This is a genomic window from Streptomyces cadmiisoli (assembly GCF_003261055.1).
In the GTDB taxonomy this organism is placed as follows: Bacteria; Actinomycetota; Actinomycetes; order Streptomycetales; family Streptomycetaceae; genus Streptomyces; species Streptomyces cadmiisoli.
Genome location: NZ_CP030073.1, coordinates 4,582,268 through 4,601,713, shown reverse-complemented (window position 1 = coordinate 4,601,713; position 19,446 = coordinate 4,582,268). Strand labels below are relative to the sequence as shown.

At 69.5% G+C, this 19,446-nt stretch carries 16 protein-coding genes and 1 tRNA gene; 12 read left to right on the top strand and 5 right to left on the bottom strand.

Annotation, left to right across the window (positions count from 1 at the left end; all coding sequences use genetic code 11):
- Position 1: 1 nt before the first annotated feature.
- Genes yidD through rpmH form a run of 3 tightly spaced genes read right to left on the bottom strand, consistent with a single transcriptional unit; the run spans position 2 to position 882 of the window.
- Positions 2–355, bottom strand: coding sequence for a membrane protein insertion efficiency factor YidD (gene yidD / locus DN051_RS19800; RefSeq protein WP_053762775.1), 354 nt, complete (start codon positions 353–355; stop codon positions 2–4).
- Positions 352–723 (bottom strand): ribonuclease P protein component, encoded by a 372-nt coding sequence (gene rnpA / locus DN051_RS19795; protein ID WP_079001793.1) that lies wholly within the window; start codon positions 721–723, stop codon positions 352–354. Before rnpA ends, yidD begins: the two co-directional genes overlap by 4 nt.
- Before the next feature lie 21 nt (positions 724–744).
- Positions 745–882 (bottom strand): 50S ribosomal protein L34, encoded by a 138-nt coding sequence (gene rpmH, locus DN051_RS19790; protein WP_003956500.1) that lies wholly within the window; start codon positions 880–882, stop codon positions 745–747.
- Between the two features lie 376 nt (positions 883–1,258).
- On the opposite strand from rpmH, the gene dnaA reads away from it, so the two are divergent.
- The 10 genes from dnaA (at position 1,259) to DN051_RS45105 (ending at position 14,463) form a co-directional block, all read left to right on the top strand.
- Entirely contained in the window at positions 1,259–3,247 is a 1,989-nt protein-coding gene (gene dnaA, locus DN051_RS19785) for a chromosomal replication initiator protein DnaA (protein ID WP_079001791.1), read from the top strand.
- Between the two features lie 858 nt (positions 3,248–4,105).
- The gene (gene dnaN, locus DN051_RS19775; RefSeq protein ID WP_053762773.1) at positions 4,106–5,236 is read left to right on the top strand and encodes a DNA polymerase III subunit beta; all 1,131 of its coding nucleotides are present in this window, start codon (positions 4,106–4,108) and stop codon (positions 5,234–5,236) included.
- Between the two features lie 200 nt (positions 5,237–5,436).
- Entirely contained in the window at positions 5,437–6,312 is an 876-nt protein-coding gene (gene gnd, locus DN051_RS19770; RefSeq protein WP_112439197.1) for a phosphogluconate dehydrogenase (NAD(+)-dependent, decarboxylating), read from the top strand.
- 62 nt (positions 6,313–6,374) lie between these two features.
- Entirely contained in the window at positions 6,375–7,496 is a 1,122-nt protein-coding gene (gene recF / locus DN051_RS19765) for a DNA replication/repair protein RecF (RefSeq protein WP_053762772.1), read from the top strand.
- Positions 7,493–8,020 (top strand): DciA family protein, encoded by a 528-nt coding sequence (locus DN051_RS19760; protein ID WP_053762771.1) that lies wholly within the window; start codon positions 7,493–7,495, stop codon positions 8,018–8,020. The genes recF and DN051_RS19760 overlap by 4 nt, the downstream gene beginning before the upstream one ends.
- Before the next feature lie 437 nt (positions 8,021–8,457).
- A complete protein-coding gene (gyrB, locus tag DN051_RS19755) occupies positions 8,458–10,518 on the top strand; it encodes a DNA topoisomerase (ATP-hydrolyzing) subunit B (RefSeq protein ID WP_199314958.1) in 2,061 nt (686 codons plus the stop codon).
- 42 nt (positions 10,519–10,560) lie between these two features.
- On the top strand, positions 10,561–13,149 hold the full coding sequence (gene gyrA / locus DN051_RS19750; protein WP_112439196.1) for a DNA gyrase subunit A: 2,589 nt from the start codon (positions 10,561–10,563) through the stop codon (positions 13,147–13,149).
- A gap of 18 nt (positions 13,150–13,167) precedes the next feature.
- Complete coding sequence (locus DN051_RS19745) at positions 13,168–13,974, top strand: DUF3566 domain-containing protein (protein WP_079001789.1); 807 nt, start codon at positions 13,168–13,170, stop codon at positions 13,972–13,974.
- A gap of 168 nt (positions 13,975–14,142) precedes the next feature.
- Positions 14,143–14,219, top strand: a tRNA-Ile gene (locus DN051_RS19740).
- Positions 14,220–14,292: 73 nt separating this feature from the next.
- A complete protein-coding gene (locus DN051_RS45105) occupies positions 14,293–14,463 on the top strand; it encodes a hypothetical protein (protein WP_162624958.1) in 171 nt (56 codons plus the stop codon).
- A gap of 607 nt (positions 14,464–15,070) precedes the next feature.
- On the opposite strand, the gene DN051_RS19735 is transcribed toward DN051_RS45105, so the two are convergent.
- Entirely contained in the window at positions 15,071–15,454 is a 384-nt protein-coding gene (locus tag DN051_RS19735) for a DUF6344 domain-containing protein (protein WP_053760625.1), read from the bottom strand.
- A 348-nt stretch (positions 15,455–15,802) separates the two neighbouring features.
- Here DN051_RS19735 and DN051_RS46085 point away from each other — a divergent pair, with 348 nt between their 5' ends.
- A complete protein-coding gene (locus tag DN051_RS46085; protein WP_003999697.1) occupies positions 15,803–15,931 on the top strand; it encodes a DLW-39 family protein in 129 nt (42 codons plus the stop codon).
- 288 nt (positions 15,932–16,219) lie between these two features.
- A complete protein-coding gene (locus DN051_RS19725) occupies positions 16,220–17,494 on the top strand; it encodes a hypothetical protein (protein ID WP_246041080.1) in 1,275 nt (424 codons plus the stop codon).
- 105 nt (positions 17,495–17,599) lie between these two features.
- Here the strand turns inward: DN051_RS19725 and DN051_RS19720 are convergent, their stop codons facing one another.
- A complete protein-coding gene (locus DN051_RS19720; protein WP_112439194.1) occupies positions 17,600–19,366 on the bottom strand; it encodes a serine/threonine-protein kinase in 1,767 nt (588 codons plus the stop codon).
- Between the last annotated feature and the right edge of the window lie 80 nt (positions 19,367–19,446).

Below are 19,446 nucleotides of genomic sequence, written 5' to 3'. Positions count from 1 at the left end.
ATCATGCTCCTTGGGCATGGGACGGGGTCTCTGCGGCCGGGCTTGACGGGCCGTGCCCGTCGGTGGCCGGTTCGGCGGCGGAGGGCCCGCCCTTGCGTGCGCGCCATGTGTTGCGCAGCATTTCGTGCCACCGCGGACGCTTGCGCGGCGGGACATGGTCCACGCCGCCCAGCGACCACGGATTGCAACGCAGGATGCGCCAGGCCGTGAGTGCGGTGCCCTTGAGGGCCCCGTGCCGGTCTATGGCCGTGTAGCCGTAGTGGGAACACGACGGGTAGTACTTGCACACCGGCCCGAGCAGCGGGCTGATGGTCCACTGGTACAGCTTGATCAGCGCCAGCAGTGGGTACTTCATCGCGCGCCCCCTCCCAGCAGCCGCTGTAGAGCGGCATCCAGGTCTCGGGCCAGCTCTGCGTGGTCGGCGTCGCCCGCACCGGGCAGCGCTCGTACGACTACCAGGCTACCGGGGGGCAGTAGGTCGACTCGTTCGCGCATCAGATGACGCAGTCTGCGCTTCACTTTGTTGCGTATCACCGCGCCGCCCACAGCTTTGCTCACGACGAAACCCGCACGCACCGGGGGAGCGCTCTCCCCAGGCGCGTGCGGGTCCGTGGCACCGCTACGAAGGTGGACGACGAGGAGTGGGCGTCCTGCCCGGCGTCCTCGCCGCACCGCGGTCGCGAAGTCCTCGCGCCGCCTCAGCCGGTTCTCGGTGGGCAGCACGACGTCATGACCTGATCGGAATCAGGCGGACAGACGGGCGCGACCCTTGCTACGGCGGGACGCGAGAATCGCGCGGCCGGCACGGGTGCGCATACGCAGCCGGAAGCCGTGGGTCTTCGCGCGACGACGGTTGTTCGGCTGGAAGGTGCGCTTGCTCACTCGGGGGCTCCAGAAGAAATCGAAGGTGGCGGGGTGCCGTCCTGGCTGTCACCGTGCGCCCACGAGTAGCTCGCAGTAACGCCCGAGTGCACCGCTTTCCGATCACCTTGAACGCGATCTGTGCCCATCGGAGGCAGGCGGCAGCAGCCATCGACAACTCGACCTGGTTACGGTACGCGCGGCTACGCCATCCGGTCAAACCAGCGGTGCCGGGGAGACACTGTCCACAGGCTGGGGACAACAACTTGAACCGTACCCGTCGCCCTGACTACCGTGGCTGGACTCCGATTCGTTCCCATATCCCTGCGGAACCCGATTTACATCCCGACCCGTCCCACAACCACACGTTCGTGGGACCCGTGAGAGAGCGTGCCCTGTGGCTGACGTACCTGCCGATCTTGCCGCAGTGTGGCCACGAGTTCTCGAGCAGCTCCTCGGTGAGGGCCGCGCACAGGGTGTGGAGGCGAAGGACGAGCACTGGATCCGGCGCTGCCAGCCGCTCGCGCTGGTCGCCGACACCGCCCTGCTCGCCGTACCGAACGAGTTTGCGAAGGGCGTGCTCGAAGGCCGGCTCGCGCCGATCGTGAGCGAGACGCTGAGCCGTGAGTGCGGCCGCCCGATCCGGATCGCGATCACCGTCGACGACTCCGCCGGCGAGCCTCCGGCCCCGACCGTCCCGCCCCAGCAGCGCTACGAGGAGCCGGAGCTCCCCTCGCCGCCGGCCGGCCAGTACGACGGCTACGGACGGCACCGCGCCGAACAGCACCCGGGCCCGTCCGGTGACCAGCTGCCCACGCCCCGTCCCGCCTACCCGTCGGAGTACCAGCGGCCGGAGCCGGGCGCCTGGCCGCGGCCGACGCAGGACGAGTACGGCTGGCAGCAGCCGCGCCTCGGCTTCCCGGAGCGGGACCCCTACGCCACCCCGCCGCAGGACGCGTACGGCTCCCGCCCGCAGGACTCCTACGGATCACACGGACCGGAGTCCTACGGATCACACGCGCAGGACTCCTACGGCAACCGACCGCAGGACTCGTACGGCGCACCGCCCCGCGACTCCTACGGGTCCGCGGGCCAGGACTCCTACGGGCCGCCCGCGCAGGACTACCGCCCGCAGGGCGGCGAGCGCCCCCCGTACGACCAGCAGCGCTCCGACTACGACCCGGGGCACGGCGATTACGACCAGCGCGACACCCGGCGCGAGCTGCCCGACCCGCCGTCGGGCGGCGCGCAGGCGCATCGCGGTGGTCCGGTCGGCGCCTCACTGCCCGCGTCGAGCGGTGCCCCGGGACCGCTGGCCGCGAAGCCCGCGCCGGCGAGCGGCCCCGGCGAGCCGACCGCGCGGCTGAACCCGAAGTACCTCTTCGACACGTTCGTCATCGGCGCCTCGAACCGCTTCGCGCACGCGGCCGCGGTCGCCGTCGCCGAGGCGCCTGCGAAGGCGTACAACCCCCTGTTCATCTACGGGGAGTCGGGACTCGGCAAGACGCACCTGCTGCACGCGATCGGGCACTACGCGCGCAGCCTGTACCCCGGCACGCGCGTGCGCTACGTGAGCTCGGAGGAGTTCACCAACGAGTTCATCAACTCCATCCGCGACGGCAAGGGCGACAGCTTCCGCAAGCGCTACCGCGAGATGGACATCCTGCTCGTCGACGACATCCAGTTCCTGGCGGACAAGGAGTCGACGCAGGAGGAGTTCTTCCACACCTTCAACACGCTCCACAACGCGAACAAGCAGATCGTCCTGTCCAGCGACCGGCCGCCCAAGCAGCTGGTGACGCTCGAGGACCGGCTGCGGAACCGCTTCGAGTGGGGCCTGATCACGGACGTCCAGCCGCCCGAGCTGGAGACCCGGATCGCGATCCTGCGCAAGAAGGCGGTGCAGGAGCAGCTCAACGCCCCGCCGGAGGTGCTGGAGTTCATCGCCTCCCGGATCTCGCGCAACATCCGCGAGCTGGAGGGCGCGCTGATCCGTGTGACGGCGTTCGCGTCGCTCAACCGGCAGCCGGTCGACCTGGGTCTGACGGAGATCGTCCTGAAGGACCTGATCCCCGGGGGTGAGGACTCGGCGCCCGAGATCACCTCGACGGCCATCATGGGCGCGACGGCCGACTACTTCGGTCTGACGGTGGAAGACCTGTGTGGAACCTCGCGCGGGCGGGCGCTCGTGACGGCCCGGCAGATCGCGATGTACCTGTGCCGCGAGCTGACGGACCTGTCGCTGCCGAAGATCGGCGCGCTGTTCGGCGGCCGCGACCACACGACGGTGATGCACGCCGACCGCAAGATCCGCAATCTGATGGCCGAGCGGCGCTCCATCTACAACCAGGTCACCGAGCTGACCAACCGCATCAAGAACGGCTGACCGAGCCGCAGTCACGGCGTCAGGGCGCCCCGGGGGACGGATCCCCGGGGCGCCCTTCGTCGTCCCGCCGCCACCCGCTGTTCGAATACGTGCCGGGTTACGGCCGCTCTCCACAGATTCGGTGAGTTTCTGCCGTCCACATCCTGGGGACCGGGAAGTTGTCCAGATAATTTCCACAGCCGCCCCGGTTGAAAGACCATCAGACCAGGTCAGGTGGTTGTGGATTGGTGGACGAAGGATCTCCACAGACTGTGGACAGCGCGGTGATCCACAACCTGTGCACCGAGTTGTCCACCACCAACCCACAGGTTGAGCCGGGTTGTCCCCAGCGATCGCGGTCTTCTCCACATCTCTGTCCACTGTTCGGCAACGCGACGCGCCTCGTCACCGGGTCGAGTGAAAGGCGTCACACCAAGGTGCCGGGTTGGCCTGTGGGAAAGGTGGGTAAAGCTGGGGACAGCGCTGGGGAGAAGTCGCCTCTCCCTGTGCACGGGGTGTGCAGAACTTTCCGTTCTCCACAGCGGGCCCCGGTTGTCCACCGCCGTCGCCCACAGGGCCAGTGGACAAAATTTCCGCTCTGAGCTGGGAAAACGTAGTTATCCACGGTATCCACAGCCCCTACTACTACTCCCGACCAGTAAGAGCGAAGAATCCGTTTCGAAGTGGGTCCTGTGCACAACTCGCTCTTCGGCGCCCGGCTGCCCCTCGTCACGACTTGACCCCGAGAGGCACCTACTGTCAGTGCGGTGCGTCAGACTGTTCCCCGGTGGCCTTCCCCTCGCCGGGGACGACGACACCGAGACAGACGACGAAGCCAGGCAGGGCGAGAAGCGCCGGCAACAGCAGGAGGCGGCAACAGTGAAGATCCGGGTGGAACGCGACGTACTCGCGGAGGCAGTGGCCTGGGCGGCACGCAGCCTTCCGGCCCGTCCGCCGGCGCCTGTCCTCGCCGGCCTGCTGCTGAAGGCGGAGGACGGCCAGCTGAGCCTGTCCAGCTTCGACTACGAGGTCTCCGCCCGGGTCTCGGTCGAGGCGGAGGTCGAGGAGGAGGGCACGGTCCTCGTCTCCGGCCGGCTGCTCGCCGACATCTCCCGCGCCCTCCCCAACCGCCCGGTGGAGATTTCCACAGACGGTGTACGGGCGACGGTGGTCTGCGGCTCCTCGCGATTCACACTCCACACCCTGCCTGTGGAGGAGTACCCGGCACTGCCGCAGATGCCGAACGCCACGGGCACCGTCCCCGGCGAGGTCTTCGCCGCCGCGGCCTCCCAGGTCGCCATCGCGGCCGGCCGTGACGACACGCTGCCCGTCCTCACCGGTGTGCGCATCGAGATCGAGGGCGACCGGGTCACGCTCGCCTCCACCGACCGGTACCGCTTCGCGGTCCGCGAGTTCCTGTGGAAGCCGGAGAACCCGGACGCCTCCGCGGTCGCCCTGGTGCCCGCCAAGACGCTCCTGGACACCGCCAAGGCGCTCACCAGCGGCGACAGCGTCACGCTGGCGCTGTCCGGCTCGGGTGCGGGCGAGGGCCTGATCGGCTTCGAGGGCGCGGGGCGACGCACCACGACCCGCCTGCTGGAGGGCGACCTCCCGAAGTACCGCACGCTGTTCCCGACGGAGTTCAACAGCGTCGCCGTGATCGAGACCGCGCCGTTCGTCGAGGCGGTCAAGCGCGTGGCCCTGGTCGCGGAGCGGAACACCCCGGTGCGGCTCAGCTTCGAGCAGGGCGTGCTGATCCTGGAGGCCGGCTCCAGCGACGACGCACAGGCTGTGGAAAGGGTCGACGCCCAGCTGGAGGGCGACGACATCTCCATCGCCTTCAACCCGACGTTCCTGCTGGACGGCCTGAGCGCCATCGACTCGCCGGTGGCCCAGCTGTCCTTCACGACGTCCACCAAGCCCGCGCTGCTCAGCGGCAAGCCGGCGCTGGACGCCGAGGCGGACGAGGCCTACAAGTACCTGATCATGCCGGTGCGGCTCAGCGGCTGACGCCGGGCGCGCGACGGTCCCGGTGATCCACAGGCCTCCGGGTCCTGTGGATCACGGGGCGGGCGAAGCCGCAGGTGAGGGCGTACGTTTGAGCGCCTGTGCCCACAGCTGTGCGCGAGAGTCCGGGTTTAGGCTCGGACACGGGTACGAGAGTGCCTCACGCCACGTCGCAAACCAGTCGCACTTAAGGAACACAACTGATGGAGCTCGGTCTCGTCGGCCTCGGCAAGATGGGCGGCAACATGCGCGAGCGGATCCGCCGCGCAGGCCACACCGTCATCGGATACGACCGCAACGCGGATCTCGCCGATGTCCACAGCCTGGAGGAGCTTGTGGGCAAGCTCCCCGGCCCGCGGGTGGTGTGGGTGATGGTCCCCGCCGGGGCGCCCACCCAGTCGACCATCGACGAGCTGGCCGAGCTCCTGGAGCCGGGCGACGTCGTCGTGGACGGCGGGAACTCGCGCTGGACCGACGACGAGAAGCACGCCGGTGAGCTGGCCGCCAAGGGCATAGGTTTCGTCGACTGCGGCGTCTCCGGCGGTGTCTGGGGCCTGGAGAACGGCTACGCGCTGATGTACGGCGGCGACGCGGAGAACGTCGCCAAGGTGCAGCCGTTCTTCGACGCGCTCAAGCCGGAGGGCGACTTCGGCGCGGTGCACGCGGGCAAGGTCGGCGCGGGCCACTTCGCGAAGATGGTCCACAACGGCATCGAGTACGCCATGATGCAGGCCTACGCCGAGGGCTGGGAGCTGCTGGAGAAGGTCGACTCGGTGACCGACGTCCGGGAGGTCTTCCGCTCCTGGCAGGAGGGCACCGTCATCCGCTCCTGGCTCCTCGACCTCGCGGTCAACGCCCTCGACGAGGACGAGCACCTGGACGGGCTCAAGGGTTATGCACAGGACTCCGGCGAGGGCCGCTGGACTGTGGAAGCCGCCATCGACAACGCCGTGCCGCTGCCCGCGATCACGGCCTCCCTCTTCGCGCGGTTCGCCTCGCGACAGGAGGACTCCCCGCAGATGAAGATGATCGCGGCGCTGCGGAACCAGTTCGGCGGCCACGCGGTCGAGAAGAAGTAATCCACAGATCCACAGGCCACGAGGCCGGGATCCACAACGCCGCGGGAGGTCGGCGACCGACCATGCACGTCACGCATCTGTCGCTGGCCGACTTCCGCTCGTACACCCGGGCCGAGGTCCCGCTCGACCCGGGTGTCACGGCCTTCGTCGGCCCCAACGGACAGGGCAAGACGAACCTCGTCGAGGCCGTCGGCTACCTGGCCACCCTGGGCAGCCACCGCGTCTCCTCCGACGCCCCGCTCGTCCGTATGGGCGCCGACCGCGCGGTCGTCCGGGCGCAGGTCCGCCAGGGCGACCGGCAGCAGCTGGTCGAGCTGGAGCTGAACCCGGGCAAGGCCAACCGCGCCCGCATCAACCGGTCGTCGCAGGTCAGACCGCGTGACGTGCTCGGCATCGTGCGTACCGTGCTGTTCGCGCCGGAGGACCTCGCCCTGGTCAAGGGCGACCCCGGCGAGCGGCGCCGCTTCCTCGACGAGCTGATCACCGCCCGCTCCCCGCGCATGGCCGCCGTCCGCTCCGACTACGACCGGGTCCTCAAGCAGCGCAACACCCTGCTGAAGTCGACCGCGCTGGCCCGCCGCCACGGGGGCCGGGCGATGGACCTGTCCACCCTCGACGTGTGGGACCAGCACCTCGCGCGGGCCGGTGCCGAACTGCTGGCCCACCGTCTGGACCTGATCGCGGCGCTCCAGCCGCTCGCCGACAAGGCGTACGAGCAGCTGGCGCCGGGCGGCGGACCCGTCGCCCTGGAGTACAAGCCGTCGTCGCCCGGTGACGCCCACACGCGCGAGGCCCTGTACGAGCAGGTGATGGCCGCGCTGGCGGACGCCCGCAAGCAGGAGATCGAACGGGGCGTGACCCTCGTCGGTCCCCATCGGGACGATATGAATCTCAAACTCGGTCAGCTGCCGGCCAAGGGATACGCCTCCCACGGCGAGTCCTGGTCCTACGCGCTGGCGCTGCGACTCGCGTCGTACGACCTGCTGCGGGCCGAGGGCAACGAGCCGGTGCTGATCCTCGACGACGTCTTCGCCGAGCTGGACACCCGCCGCCGTGAGCGGCTGGCCGAACTGGTCGCGCCCGGTGAGCAGGTCCTGGTGACCGCCGCGGTCGACGACGACGTACCGCACGTGCTGACGGGCGCCCGGTACGCGGTGGCCGACGGGGCGGTGGAGCGCGTATGAGCGGCGACGGGCAGGCGCCCGGGGAGCGGCCCTCCGGAGTCGACCTCGCGCGCGTGGCGCTGCGGGCGGCCAAGGAGGCGGCACGCGCGCGTGGGGACGCCGCGCAGCAGAAGAAGCAGGCACGGCGCGGCGGACTGCGCTCCGGCGCGCGAGCCGACGGCCGTGACCCCATGGCGTTGGGCGCGGCGATCAACCGGCTGATCAGCGAGCGCGGCTGGGAGGCCCCCGCCGCGGTGGGCGGCGTGATGGGCCGCTGGCCGCAGATCGTGGGCGAGGACGTGGCCAAGCACTGCGTCCCGGAGAGGTACGACGAGGACGAGCGGGTCCTGATCGTGCGCTGCGACTCCACGGCCTGGGCGACGAACCTGCGTCTCCTCGCGCCGACGCTGGTCGCGCGCCTCAACGAGGACCTCGGTCATGGCGCGGTCAAGCAGATCAAGGTGTTCGGGCCGAGCGGTCCCGTCCGCCGTTACGGATCTCTGCGCGCCCCCGGCAGCACCGGTCCCGGCGACACCTACGGCTGACCGGCGGGCCCGCCTGCCAAAAGGTGACCGACATCACTTCTGAGGGGTCGGTGGACCCGTCGTACCCGCATTCGCGCGACCGCGGGCCACTCCGCACCCCCAGAACGGACACAGTTGCGAATATCGACCTGACCGCGGAGTAGCGAAGGGTTGACACCCGGAAGCGCTGAGTGCCGCTGTGAGCCTCTTGGAGCCCCCTTCCGCATATCGGTACCCGGAAGAGGATGGTTCAGGGCGGCACATGCGGACTCAGGTACCGGCAAACCCCCATCACTGTCGGCGCTACCGGTAGACTGGAACGTAATCCCGCCCCAATCGTGGGGACCGCCCGGGAAAAGCTGAGCAACGCTGATCAGGGCTTACCAACGCAACATGCCGCAGCCGCTCCGGCAACCCGCCGACGAGCCCGGCTCGTGCTGTGCCAGAAAGGGCGCTTCGTGGCCGATTCCGGCAACCCCAACGAGAACATCCCGTCCACCGACACCGGCGTGACCGGCGCGGCCAAGACCCCCAACGGGGAGGTGACGGCCTCGTACGACGCCAGCGCCATCACCGTGCTCGAAGGGCTGGACGCGGTCCGCAAGCGACCCGGTATGTACATCGGCTCGACCGGTGAGCGCGGACTGCACCACCTCGTGTACGAGGTCGTCGACAACGCGGTCGACGAGGCGCTGGCCGGCCACGCGGACACGATCGACGTCACGATCCTGCCCGACGGCGGTGTGCGCGTGATCGACAACGGTCGCGGCATCCCGGTGGACATCCACCCGGTCGAGAAGAAGCCCGCCGTCGAGATCGTGCTGACCGTGCTGCACGCCGGCGGCAAGTTCGGCGGTGGCGGCTACGCCGTCTCCGGCGGTCTGCACGGTGTCGGCGTCTCCGTGGTCAACGCCCTGTCGAACAAGATCTCCGTCGAGATCAAGCGCGACGGCTTCCGCTGGACGCAGGACTACAAGCTGGGCGTCCCGACGGCTCCCCTGGCCAAGCACGAAGAGACCGACGACACCGGCACCTCGGTGACCTTCTGGGCCGACCCCGACATCTTCGAGACCACCGACTACTCCTTCGAGACGCTCTCGCGGCGCTTCCAGGAGATGGCGTTCCTCAACAAGGGTTTGACGATCAAACTCACCGATGAGCGCGAGTCGGCCAAGGCGACGGCCGGCGCGGACGAGGCGGGCGCGGACGAGAAGCAGGAGCCCAAGACCGTCACGTACCACTACGAGGGCGGCATCGTCGACTTCGTGAAGTACCTCAACTCCCGCAAGGGAGACGTGGTGCACCCCACCGTCATCGACCTTGAGGCCGAGGACCGGGACAAGAGCCTGTCCCTCGAGGTCGCGATGCAGTGGAACATCGGCTACACGGAGGGCGTGTACTCGTTCGCCAACATCATCCACACCCACGAGGGCGGTACGCACGAAGAGGGCTTCCGCGCCGCGCTGACCAACTTGATCAACAAGTACGCGCGCGACAAGAAGCTGCTGCGTGAGAAGGACGACAACCTCACGGGTGACGACATTCGCGAGGGCCTGACGGCGATCATCTCGGTCAAGCTCAGCGAGCCCCAGTTCGAGGGCCAGACCAAGACCAAGCTGGGCAACACGGAGGCGAAGACCTTCGTCCAGAAGGCGGTCTACGAGCACCTCAACGACTGGCTGGACCGCAACCCGAACGAGGCCGCGGAGATCGTCCGCAAGGGCATCCAGGCGGCCACCGCGCGCGTGGCGGCCCGCAAGGCCCGCGACCTGACCCGCCGCAAGGGCCTGCTGGAGAGCGCCTCGCTGCCGGGCAAGCTGTCCGACTGCCAGTCGAACGACCCCATCAAGTGCGAGATCTTCATCGTCGAGGGTGACTCCGCCGGCGGTTCCGCCAAGTCCGGCCGCAACCCGGAGTACCAGGCGATCCTGCCCATCCGAGGCAAGATCCTCAACGTCGAGAAGGCGCGGATCGACAAGATCCTGCAGAACCAGGAGATCCAGGCGCTGATCTCCGCCTTCGGTACCGGGGTCCACGAGGACTTCGACATCGAGAAGCTCCGGTATCACAAGATCATCCTCATGGCCGACGCCGACGTCGACGGCCAGCACATCAACACGCTGCTGCTGACCTTCCTGTTCCGGTTCATGCGGCCGCTGGTCGAGGCGGGCCACGTGTTCCTGTCCCGCCCCCCGCTGTACAAGATCAAGTGGGGCCGCGAGGACATCGAGTACGCCTACTCCGACCGCGAGCGCGACGCGCTGCTGGAGATGGGCCGCCAGCGCGGCAAGCGCATCAGGGAGGACTCGATCCAGCGCTTCAAGGGCCTCGGCGAGATGAACGCCGAGGAGCTGCGCATCACCACGATGGACCAGGAGCACCGGGTCCTCGGCCAGGTCACCCTCGACGACGCCGCCCAGGCCGACGAGCTGTTCTCGGTCCTCATGGGTGAGGACGTGGAGGCGCGCCGCCAGTTCATCCAGCGCAACGCCAAGGACGTCCGCTTCCTCGACATCTGAGTCGGTCTCAGCTGACCGCATCAGGAAGGATCTTCACCAGCAATGGCCGACGAGAACACTCCTGTCACGCCTGAGGACGAGGGCCAGACCCTCCGCGTCGAGCCCGTCGGGCTCGAAACGGAGATGCAGCGCTCCTACCTCGACTACGCGATGTCCGTCATCGTCTCCCGAGCGCTGCCGGACGTCCGGGACGGCCTCAAGCCCGTCCACCGCCGTGTGCTGTACGCGATGTACGACGGCGGCTACCGCCCCGAGCGCGGCTTCTACAAGTGCGCCCGTGTGGTCGGCGACGTCATGGGCAACTACCACCCGCACGGCGACTCCTCGATCTACGACGCGCTGGTCCGTCTCGCCCAGCCGTGGGCGATGCGCATGCCGCTCGTCGACTCCAACGGCAACTTCGGCTCGCCGGGCAACGACCCGGCGGCGGCCATGCGCTACACCGAGTGCAAGATGGCGCCGCTGTCGATGGAGATGGTCCGCGACATCGACGAGGAGACCGTCGACTTCACGGACAACTACGACGGCCGCTCCCAGGAGCCGACCGTCCTGCCGTCCCGCTTCCCGAACCTGCTGATCAACGGTTCGGCCGGTATCGCGGTCGGCATGGCGACCAACATCCCGTCGCACAACCTGCGCGAGGTCGCGTCCGGCGCCCAGTGGTACCTGGAGCACCCGGACGCCTCGCACGAGGAGCTGCTCGACGCGCTGATCGAGCGCATCAAGGGCCCCGACTTCCCGACCGGCGCCCTCGTCGTGGGCCGCAAGGGCATCGAGGAGGCGTACCGCACCGGCCGCGGGTCCATCACCATGCGCGCGGTCGTCGAGGTCGAGGAGATCCAGAACCGCCAGTGCCTGGTGGTCACCGAGCTGCCCTACCAGGTCAACCCGGACAACCTCGCCCAGAAGATCGCCGACCTGGTGAAGGACGGCAAGATCGGCGGCATCGCGGACGTCCGCGACGAGACCTCGTCGCGCACCGGCCAGCGCCTGGTGATCGTCCTCAAGCGGGACGCGGTCGCCAAGGTCGTCCTGAACAACCTGTACAAGCACACCGACCTCCAGACCAACTTCGGCGCGAACATGCTGGCGCTGGTCGACGGCGTGCCGCGCACGCTGTCCCTGGACGCGTTCATCCGCCACTGGGTGACGCACCAGATCGAGGTCGTCGTCCGCCGTACGCGCTTCCGGCTGCGCAAGGCCGAGGAGCGCGCACACATCCTGCGTGGCCTGCTGAAGGCCCTGGACGCCATCGACGAGGTCATCGCGCTCATCCGGCGCAGCGACACCGTCGAGATCGCGCGCGTGGGCCTGATGGCGCTCCTGGAGATCGACGAGATCCAGGCCAACGCGATCCTGGAGATGCAGCTGCGCCGGCTGGCCGCTCTGGAGCGCCAGAAGATCGTCCAGGAGCACGACGAGCTCCAGGCGAAGATCAACGAGTACAACCAGATCCTCGCCTCGCCGGTCCGCCAGCGCGGCATCGTCAGCGAGGAGCTGGCCGCGATCGTCGAGAAGTACGGCGACGACCGCAAGACCCAGCTGATCCCCTACGACGGTGACATGTCCATCGAGGACCTCATCGCCGAGGAGGACATCGTCGTCACCGTCACGCGCGGCGGCTACGTCAAGCGCACCAAGGCGGACGACTACCGGGCCCAGAAGCGCGGCGGCAAGGGGGTGCGCGGCACGAAGCTGAAGGAGGACGACATCGTCGACCACTTCTTCGTGTCGACGACGCACCACTGGCTGCTGTTCTTCACGAACAAGGGCCGCGTCTACCGGGCCAAGGCGTACGAGCTGCCGGACGCCGGGCGGGACGCGCGCGGCCAGCACGTCGCCAACCTGCTGGCCTTCCAGCCGGACGAGTCGATCGCCGAGATCCTCGCCATCCGCGACTACGAGGCGGTTCCGTACCTGGTCCTGGCCACGAAGGGCGGCCTGGTCAAGAAGACGCCTCTGAAGGATTACGATTCGCCTCGTTCCGGCGGTGTGATCGCGATCAATCTTCGCGAGCGTGAGGACGGATCCGATGACGAACTGATCGGAGCCGAACTCGTCTCGTCCGACGACGATCTTCTGCTGATCAGCAAGAAGGCGCAGTCGATCAGGTTCACCGCGACGGACGAAACACTGCGGCCCATGGGACGTGCGACATCGGGTGTGAAGGGCATGAGTTTCCGTGAGGGAGACGAACTGCTCTCGATGAATGTTGTTCGACCCGGTACGTTCGTGTTCACTGCCACAGACGGCGGGTACGCGAAGCGGACCGCTGTCGACGAGTACCGCGTCCAAGGTCGCGGCGGCCTCGGCATCAAGGCTGCCAAGATCGTCGAGGACCGCGGGTCGCTCGTCGGCGCGCTGGTGGTCGAGGAGACCGACGAGATCCTCGCCATCACGCTGTCCGGCGGTGTGATTCGCACGCGAGTCAACGAGGTCAGGGAGACGGGCCGTGACACCATGGGCGTCCAACTGATCAATCTGGGCAAGCGCGATGCCGTGGTCGGTATCGCTCGTAACGCCGAGGCGGGACGCGAGGCGGAGGCGGTCGACGGCGACATCGCCGCCGACGAGTCCGCCGAGGGTGTCCCCGACGGCACGGAAGAGGGCGAGACGCCCTCGGCCGAGTAGCACGAGGAGTGAGTCAGCGTGAGCGGAGCCACGGGCGCCGGATCGGCCGGCATTCCGGCCGGTACCCCGACCGGACCGGCGACGGACGGCGGCGGTCGTGGCTCCGCCGCGCAGGCGACGGATCCGCAGACGACCAATCTGCAAGCGATCAAAAAGCCCCATGCGACCGACTCGCGCTCGCCCGACACTCATGGATCCCAGGGGGGAACTGTGACGGACACCCGAGGCCCGCAGACCCAGCAGTACGCGGCTGGGGCGGGCCCGGCCGCTCAGGGCGCCCAGGCGCAGACGGCCGCGCCGCAGCAGACGGCGTCCCCGCTTCCCGGGGAGCGCCAGCCGCAGCAGGCCGGCGGCCCCTACCACCCGCCGCAGGCCTACCCGGCCGCGGCCGGTGCGCCGGCGGCGGCGGGTGCCGCCGTACGGCGGCCGCGCACCGGAGCCCGCACCACGCCCAGGGTGCGCAAGGCCCGGCTGCGGGTGTCCAAGGCCGACCCGTGGTCCGTGATGAAGGTCAGCTTCCTGCTCTCCATCGCGCTCGGGATCTGCACGATCGTGGCCTCCGCCGTGCTGTGGATGGTCATGGACGCGATGGGCGTGTTCTCCACGGTCGGCGGCACCATCTCGGAGGCGACGGGCTCGAACGAGTCCAACGGCTTCGATCTCCAGGCGTTCCTGTCGCTGCCCAACGTCCTGATGTTCACCACGATCATCGCGGTCATCGACGTCGTCCTGGCGACGGCCCTGGCGACGCTCGGCGCGTTCATCTACAACCTCTCCGCGGGCTTCGTCGGCGGAGTGGAGCTGACGCTGGCCGAGGACGAGTGAGGACGGTACCGGCACCTCGGTGAGCGGTACCGCCGCTTCGGTGACGGGTACTGCCGCTCCGGTGGCCCGGGCGCTTCAAACCCCGTCCGACTATCGATTTTGGGACTGCCCCGGTCGTGCGCTAATCTTCAGGAGTCAGCGCGCGGGACGAACACCGCAGAGCGCGGCGGGGCTATAGCTCAGTTGGTTAGAGCGCATCCCTGATAAGGATGAGGCCACAGGTTCAAATCCTGTTAGCCCCACCAGTGTCGAAGACCCCCAGCCCATCAGGGCTGGGGGTCTTCGCCGTCTACGGGTGACACCAGCCGATGAGGCGCGATGACTGATCCTGCTGGACCCGGCAGCCGTGACCCCTACGACGATCCTTACGAACGCGGGAAGTTGGACGGGGCGTACTGCGGCTGGGTTTTCCTGGGCGGGTTCGTGATCGTGCTGATCGGGTTGCTCGTGACGATCTTGTCGTTCGCTTCGGATGGTCCGAACCCGTAGTCGGCCTTGTCCGGCCTTGTCCGACCTCGTCCGATCATGGTCGGGACCGGCGCGACGGCGTGGCACCTCAACCGATGAGTGGATCTTCTGGCAGGGCGGCGGGGGCCAGGGCGGCGAGGGCGGGCCGGCGAGGGCAGGAGCGGCTTCCTCCCGCGTGACCGAGAGGCGCTGGTGCCCGGCCTCGGCGGGCCGGCGCTGCGGCTTTCAGGCGAGTGGGGACGCTGCGGCTTCCTGGCGAGCGGTGGCGCTGCGGCCGGGCGTCCCAGGGGTGAAGGGAGCGGAGCGGTGTGATCCTCTGCCGCGATCCTCTGCGGATGGGGAAGGCTGTGGAACGTGTGAAGGCCCGGCCACTGGTACCAGTGGCCGGGCCTCGTTGTGAGGTGGCGTACGCAAGTTCGCCGTGATGATGACAGGGGTGACCGAGGCGCGGGGGCCCGAAGTCATGGGACCCGGAGCGCTGTGGCCTGAAGTGAAAGGGCCTGCGGACAAAAGTTCTGAAGGGTGCGGGTCCGGAGCGGAAGGGCCTGGAACGTACGGCCCTGCACTCGAAGGACCTGCTGGGTGAAACGGAGGGGCAGATGAAGCGGGGTGAGGCGATCCGTGCCTGTCAGCGGCGCTGGAGTGGCAGTGTGAGGGCCTCTTCCCAGACCGATGTCCGGGAGTCGCAGTCGGTGCGGGCCGGATCAGCCGCGGTGCCGGACGCTTCCGCCTGAGTGAGTGGGCGGTGGCGGCAACTCGGCGACTTGCCGTGGGCCTCGGCCCGGATCCGTTGCTTCATCGTGGGGGGCAGCAGCCTGGCTTTGGACCAAGGACTGAGAGACACCGCCTGGGCCGGAGCCTGCGCGGTGCTGTTGCTGACCGACTCGGTCTGCGGTACAGCGGTCGCGGTGGCCGCGGTGGCGGAAGTCGTGGTGAAGCCGAGCGCCGCGAACAGCGCGAGGAAGGCGGTGACTACGACATTCCACAGCTTCATGACCTTGTTCCTGGTCATGGCCCCTCACTTTCGGGTTGGGCGATTTGCGTACTGTCCTCATGATGTGTATGGGGGCCGCGAAGTGGTGGACCTACACACGTGGCGCGTCGATCTTCAGATCAACACCACTCGGATGGCTGTAAGAGCGGCGAAAAGCACTGAACGAGGGAGAAGCACGGAGGAAGAGGGGCAAATCTCACCCTGTGTAGGGGTGTGATCACTCTCGGATCTGAAGGCCGTCGTCCGCCGCGAAAGGGCTGTCCCGGCGGGAAGTTGGGGCCCGGCGCAGGTCACCGATCGATATCGGGCGGTGTGTATAGTCGGGCGCCAGAGGTCCCCTACGTCAACGAAAGACGAGGTCGCGCGGTGAAGAAGCTTCTCCTGGTCGCACTGGCCGCCATCGGCGGGCTCCTCGTGTACCGCCAGATCCAGGCGGATCGCGCCGAGCAGGATCTGTGGACGGAGGCGACCGACTCCGTGCCCACGGGTTCGTGAGAATCGACATCACATACTGAACAGACCCCGGCCGCCTGCGCGGTCGGGGTTTTGCGTGTCCGCGTCCGGTTGACGGGACGCCCGCGGTCCGGGGGGTTTCGGACGCCTGTCGGGATCACCCCGTCGTCACGTGGACTTGCGGAGCAGGATGGGCCAGGGTACGGACGGTTCGACGATCGGCACTTGCGGGGGTGGCGCGTGATGGGGCGGCGTACGACAGGGTCCGGGGGGTCCGGGGCTTCCCCGGCGTCCGTGGCAGCGCCTCGCGGCCGTTTTCCGGCAGTACGCGTGCGTGTTGCGCTGGCCGCGGCGGCGATGGGTACGACGGCCGCCCTGACCGCCCCCTCGGCGACGGCCGCCGGGACGGCGGACGGCCCCGGCTACGCCTTCGACGACAACGTCCGCTCCGTCCCGGCCGCGACGAGCGAGGCGGGCGCCGCACTCCTGGAACCGGGCAGGACGTACCGGAGCACCCTCCCGGCCGGTGCCGAGGCTCATTACCGGCTCGTCCTCGACGCCGACTCCAACACCTATGTCTCCGTCACCGCGGTGCCCGCCCCGGACGCCGAGGTCACCGCCGTGGAGGGGATCAAGGTGACGGTGCGGGACGCGGAGGGCAGCACCTGCTCCTCCGACTCGACGACCTTCGGCGCCGGTCGCAGCCCGCACCCCGTCGCCGCGTGGGGCGCGCGCGAGGCCGGTGGCAGCCGATGCCAGGACGCGGGCACGTACTACGTGGTCGTGGAGCGGGCCGGTACGCGCGACTCCGTGTCCGGCGACTGGGACCTGGAGCTGGCCGCGGTCGAGGAACCGGACCTGACGGGGCCCGCCGCCACGAAGGCGCCGCAGTCCTGGAACTCCGCGACCCCCGAGCCACCCGCCGACGAGCCCGTAGGGCGGTCGGGCGGGGCCGGTTTCAGCACCGCGGCGGCCGTGCGGCAGGGCGTCTGGGGCACCGACATCCAGCCCGGTCAGACCCTGTTCTACGAGGTCCCGGTCGACTGGGGACAGCAGCTGTACGCCACCGCCGAGCTCGGCCGTGCGGACGAGGGCGCCGGTTATGTGGTCGGCGCGCTCGACCTGTCCCTCTACAACCCCGTGCGCGGCCCGGTCGAGGACGCCGGCGTCGGCTACGACGGGAAGCCGCGCTCGGCCGCGCTCGATCCGCTGCCGCCGGTCGCGCACGTCAACCGCCACTCCTTCACCCGGCGGGTGGCCGGCATGCGCTTCGCCGGCTCGTACTACCTGGTGGTCCACCTCTCGGCGGACGTGGCCGAGGAATTCGGCGAGGGGCCCTTCGGGCTGACGCTGCGCGTCGCCGTGACGGGAACGCCGCAGGAAGGGCCCGACTACGCCGGGCAGCCCGTGCCGGAGGACCTCTTCGAGGTCGCAGGCGGGGCTCCGGGCGGGGGTCCGGGCGGTTCGGGCCCCGGCGGCGCGGCGGGCGGCGACACCGCGATGACGGCGCTTGCGGTGGGCGGGATCGGCGCCGGCACCGTGATCCTGGTCGGGCTCGGGGTGTGGACGGCGGCGGCACGACGGAGGGGCGGACTCGTTCGCTAGCCAGGGGTGGCGGATGCGGGTGGACGCGGGCTCGGCCAGTCGCGGTGCCCGCGGGCGTGGTCATCCGGCGGGTGGCCGTGGGTGCCCGCGGGTTGCCGGGGACGGTCAGATGCGGGTCAACGCCCAGAAACCCACGGCGTAGCAGGCCAGGGCCAGCAGGAGCAGTGGGAACGCCACCTTGGCGGGGGGACCCGGCCGGTGGCGGCGGCCGGCACGGCGGCGGCCGGCACGGCGGCGGCCGGAGCGATTGCCCTCGGGGCGATGACCTGCGGAATGCCGGTCGGCGGGGCGGCGGTCGCCGGGCTCATCGGCCGGGCGGTGCGAAATCGGTGGTGCGGTGGGGGGAACCTGCCGGTCCTGAGCGGTGTACGAAGCAGTAGAGGTGTCCGCGCCGCGGGGCATCGCCCGGGGCGGCAGCGGCGCCGGATACGGCGGTGCGTGCGGCTGGGGGGAGGGCAGTACATGCGTGGTGTCGTGGGGGGAGACGAGGAACGGTCGCTGCGGATGCGGCGATGGTGCGCCCTGGTGCTCCGCTGCGGGCGGCTGGGCCTGCGGCTGCGGCTGATGGGGCTGCTGTGGCTGTCGGGGGTCAGCGGTCGGCTGCCCAGCGGAGGTGTCCGTTGGCTGGGGCGGCGGCAGGTGGAAGCTGCCCGTCTCCGACATGGCGGCCGGTTGCGCCGGATCGGGAGAGGGCGACCGTTCGGGGTGCCGGGCAGGGGTGGGGGACTCGGCCGGGAGGGACTGCGCGCCGTGTGGGGCGGGGGGCGCAGCGTGTGGGGCGTTGCTCGGGGGAGTCAGGTGCCCGTGACGTGGATCCGGGGTCCCGACGGGCGTGTGAGGCCCGGACCGCACGGATCCCGTGCCGGGCCACAAGGAAGAGGAAGCGGCCGGGTCCTCGGCACCCGTGGGGGTCGCCTCACCGATGGCGCCCGGCTGGACTGTCTCACCGCCGGTGCCCGTCCCCGAGTACGGCCGCACTCCGGTCGCCGAGGTGAGCGGCCCCTCGGGAGCGAACCCCGTTGGCAACGGTCCGAGTTGGTCGAAGATCTCGATCTGCTCGTCGTCGGGACCGGGCGTGGCCAGGAGCTCGGCAGCCGAGGCCAGCGCCTTGCGTGCCCCCGTGGCCGTGCGGAAGCGGGCCTGCGGATCCGGCTGGAGCAAGGCGGCCACGACCTGCCACAACGGCTCCGGAATGCCGGCGGGCGCACGTGGAGTCCCGTGCGCGGCGAAGTATTCGACGAGCACCTTGGCGTCGGGCTTGGCCCCCTCCAGCAGATACAGCGCGACCAGCCCCACGGCGAACAGATCCGACGGGAAGTCCGGCTCGGCGCCCATCATTTGCTCGGGTGCGAGATACCCGGGCGTTCCGACCACGAGATTGGTCTCGGTCAGGCGCGGCTCACCGAGCCGCATCGCGATGCCGAAATCGGACAGGCGCAGCTTTGGGCGGCCCGTGCCGGTGGCCTCCAGCAGTACGTTGGCGGGCTTGATGTCCCGGTGCACGACCTCCTCCGCGTGCACGGCGGCCAGCCCCGACAGGAGCTGGTCCAGCAGGGTGCACACGAAGGGCGCGGGCAGCGGGCCGTAGTCCCCGACGAGATGGACCAGCGAACCGCCGGCGACCAGATCCATGGTGAACAGGACCTTGTCGTCGTCGGCGGCCCAGCTGGCGGGCGCCAGCACATGGGGATGATCGATGCGCAGTGCCTGCTCACGGACGAAGCGGAGCAGCGAGTGCGCGTCGCTCTGCTGGAGGACCTTGGCGGCCACGTAGCGGCGTCGACGGTGGTCCCAGGCGCGCCAGACGGCACCGACTCCACCGCGCCCGATCGGGTCGACCAGTTCGTACCGTCCGGCGAAGACCTCACCCATCGCTGCGCGCCGCTCCTCCCCCTGCGATCCCGGCTTCCCCTTGCCTGCCCCTCGGTGAGGGGCACGACTCCTCGGGCGAC

Bases quoted from the DNA above. Each gene is read 5' to 3' on its own strand.
- yidD (WP_053762775.1), bottom strand. From the start codon at position 355: ATGAAGTACCCACTGCTGGCGCTGATCAAGCTGTACCAGTGGACCATC.
- gnd (WP_112439197.1), top strand. From the start codon at position 5,437: ATGGAGCTCGGTCTCGTCGGCCTCGGCAAGATGGGCGGCAACATGCGC.
- recF (WP_053762772.1), top strand. From the start codon at position 6,375: ATGCACGTCACGCATCTGTCGCTGGCCGACTTCCGCTCGTACACCCGG.
- DN051_RS19760 (WP_053762771.1), top strand. From the start codon at position 7,493: ATGAGCGGCGACGGGCAGGCGCCCGGGGAGCGGCCCTCCGGAGTCGAC.
- gyrA (WP_112439196.1), top strand. From the start codon at position 10,561: ATGGCCGACGAGAACACTCCTGTCACGCCTGAGGACGAGGGCCAGACC.
- DN051_RS45105 (WP_162624958.1), top strand. From the start codon at position 14,293: ATGACTGATCCTGCTGGACCCGGCAGCCGTGACCCCTACGACGATCCT.
- DN051_RS19735 (WP_053760625.1), bottom strand. From the start codon at position 15,454: ATGACCAGGAACAAGGTCATGAAGCTGTGGAATGTCGTAGTCACCGCC.
- DN051_RS19720 (WP_112439194.1), bottom strand. From the start codon at position 19,366: ATGGGTGAGGTCTTCGCCGGACGGTACGAACTGGTCGACCCGATCGGG.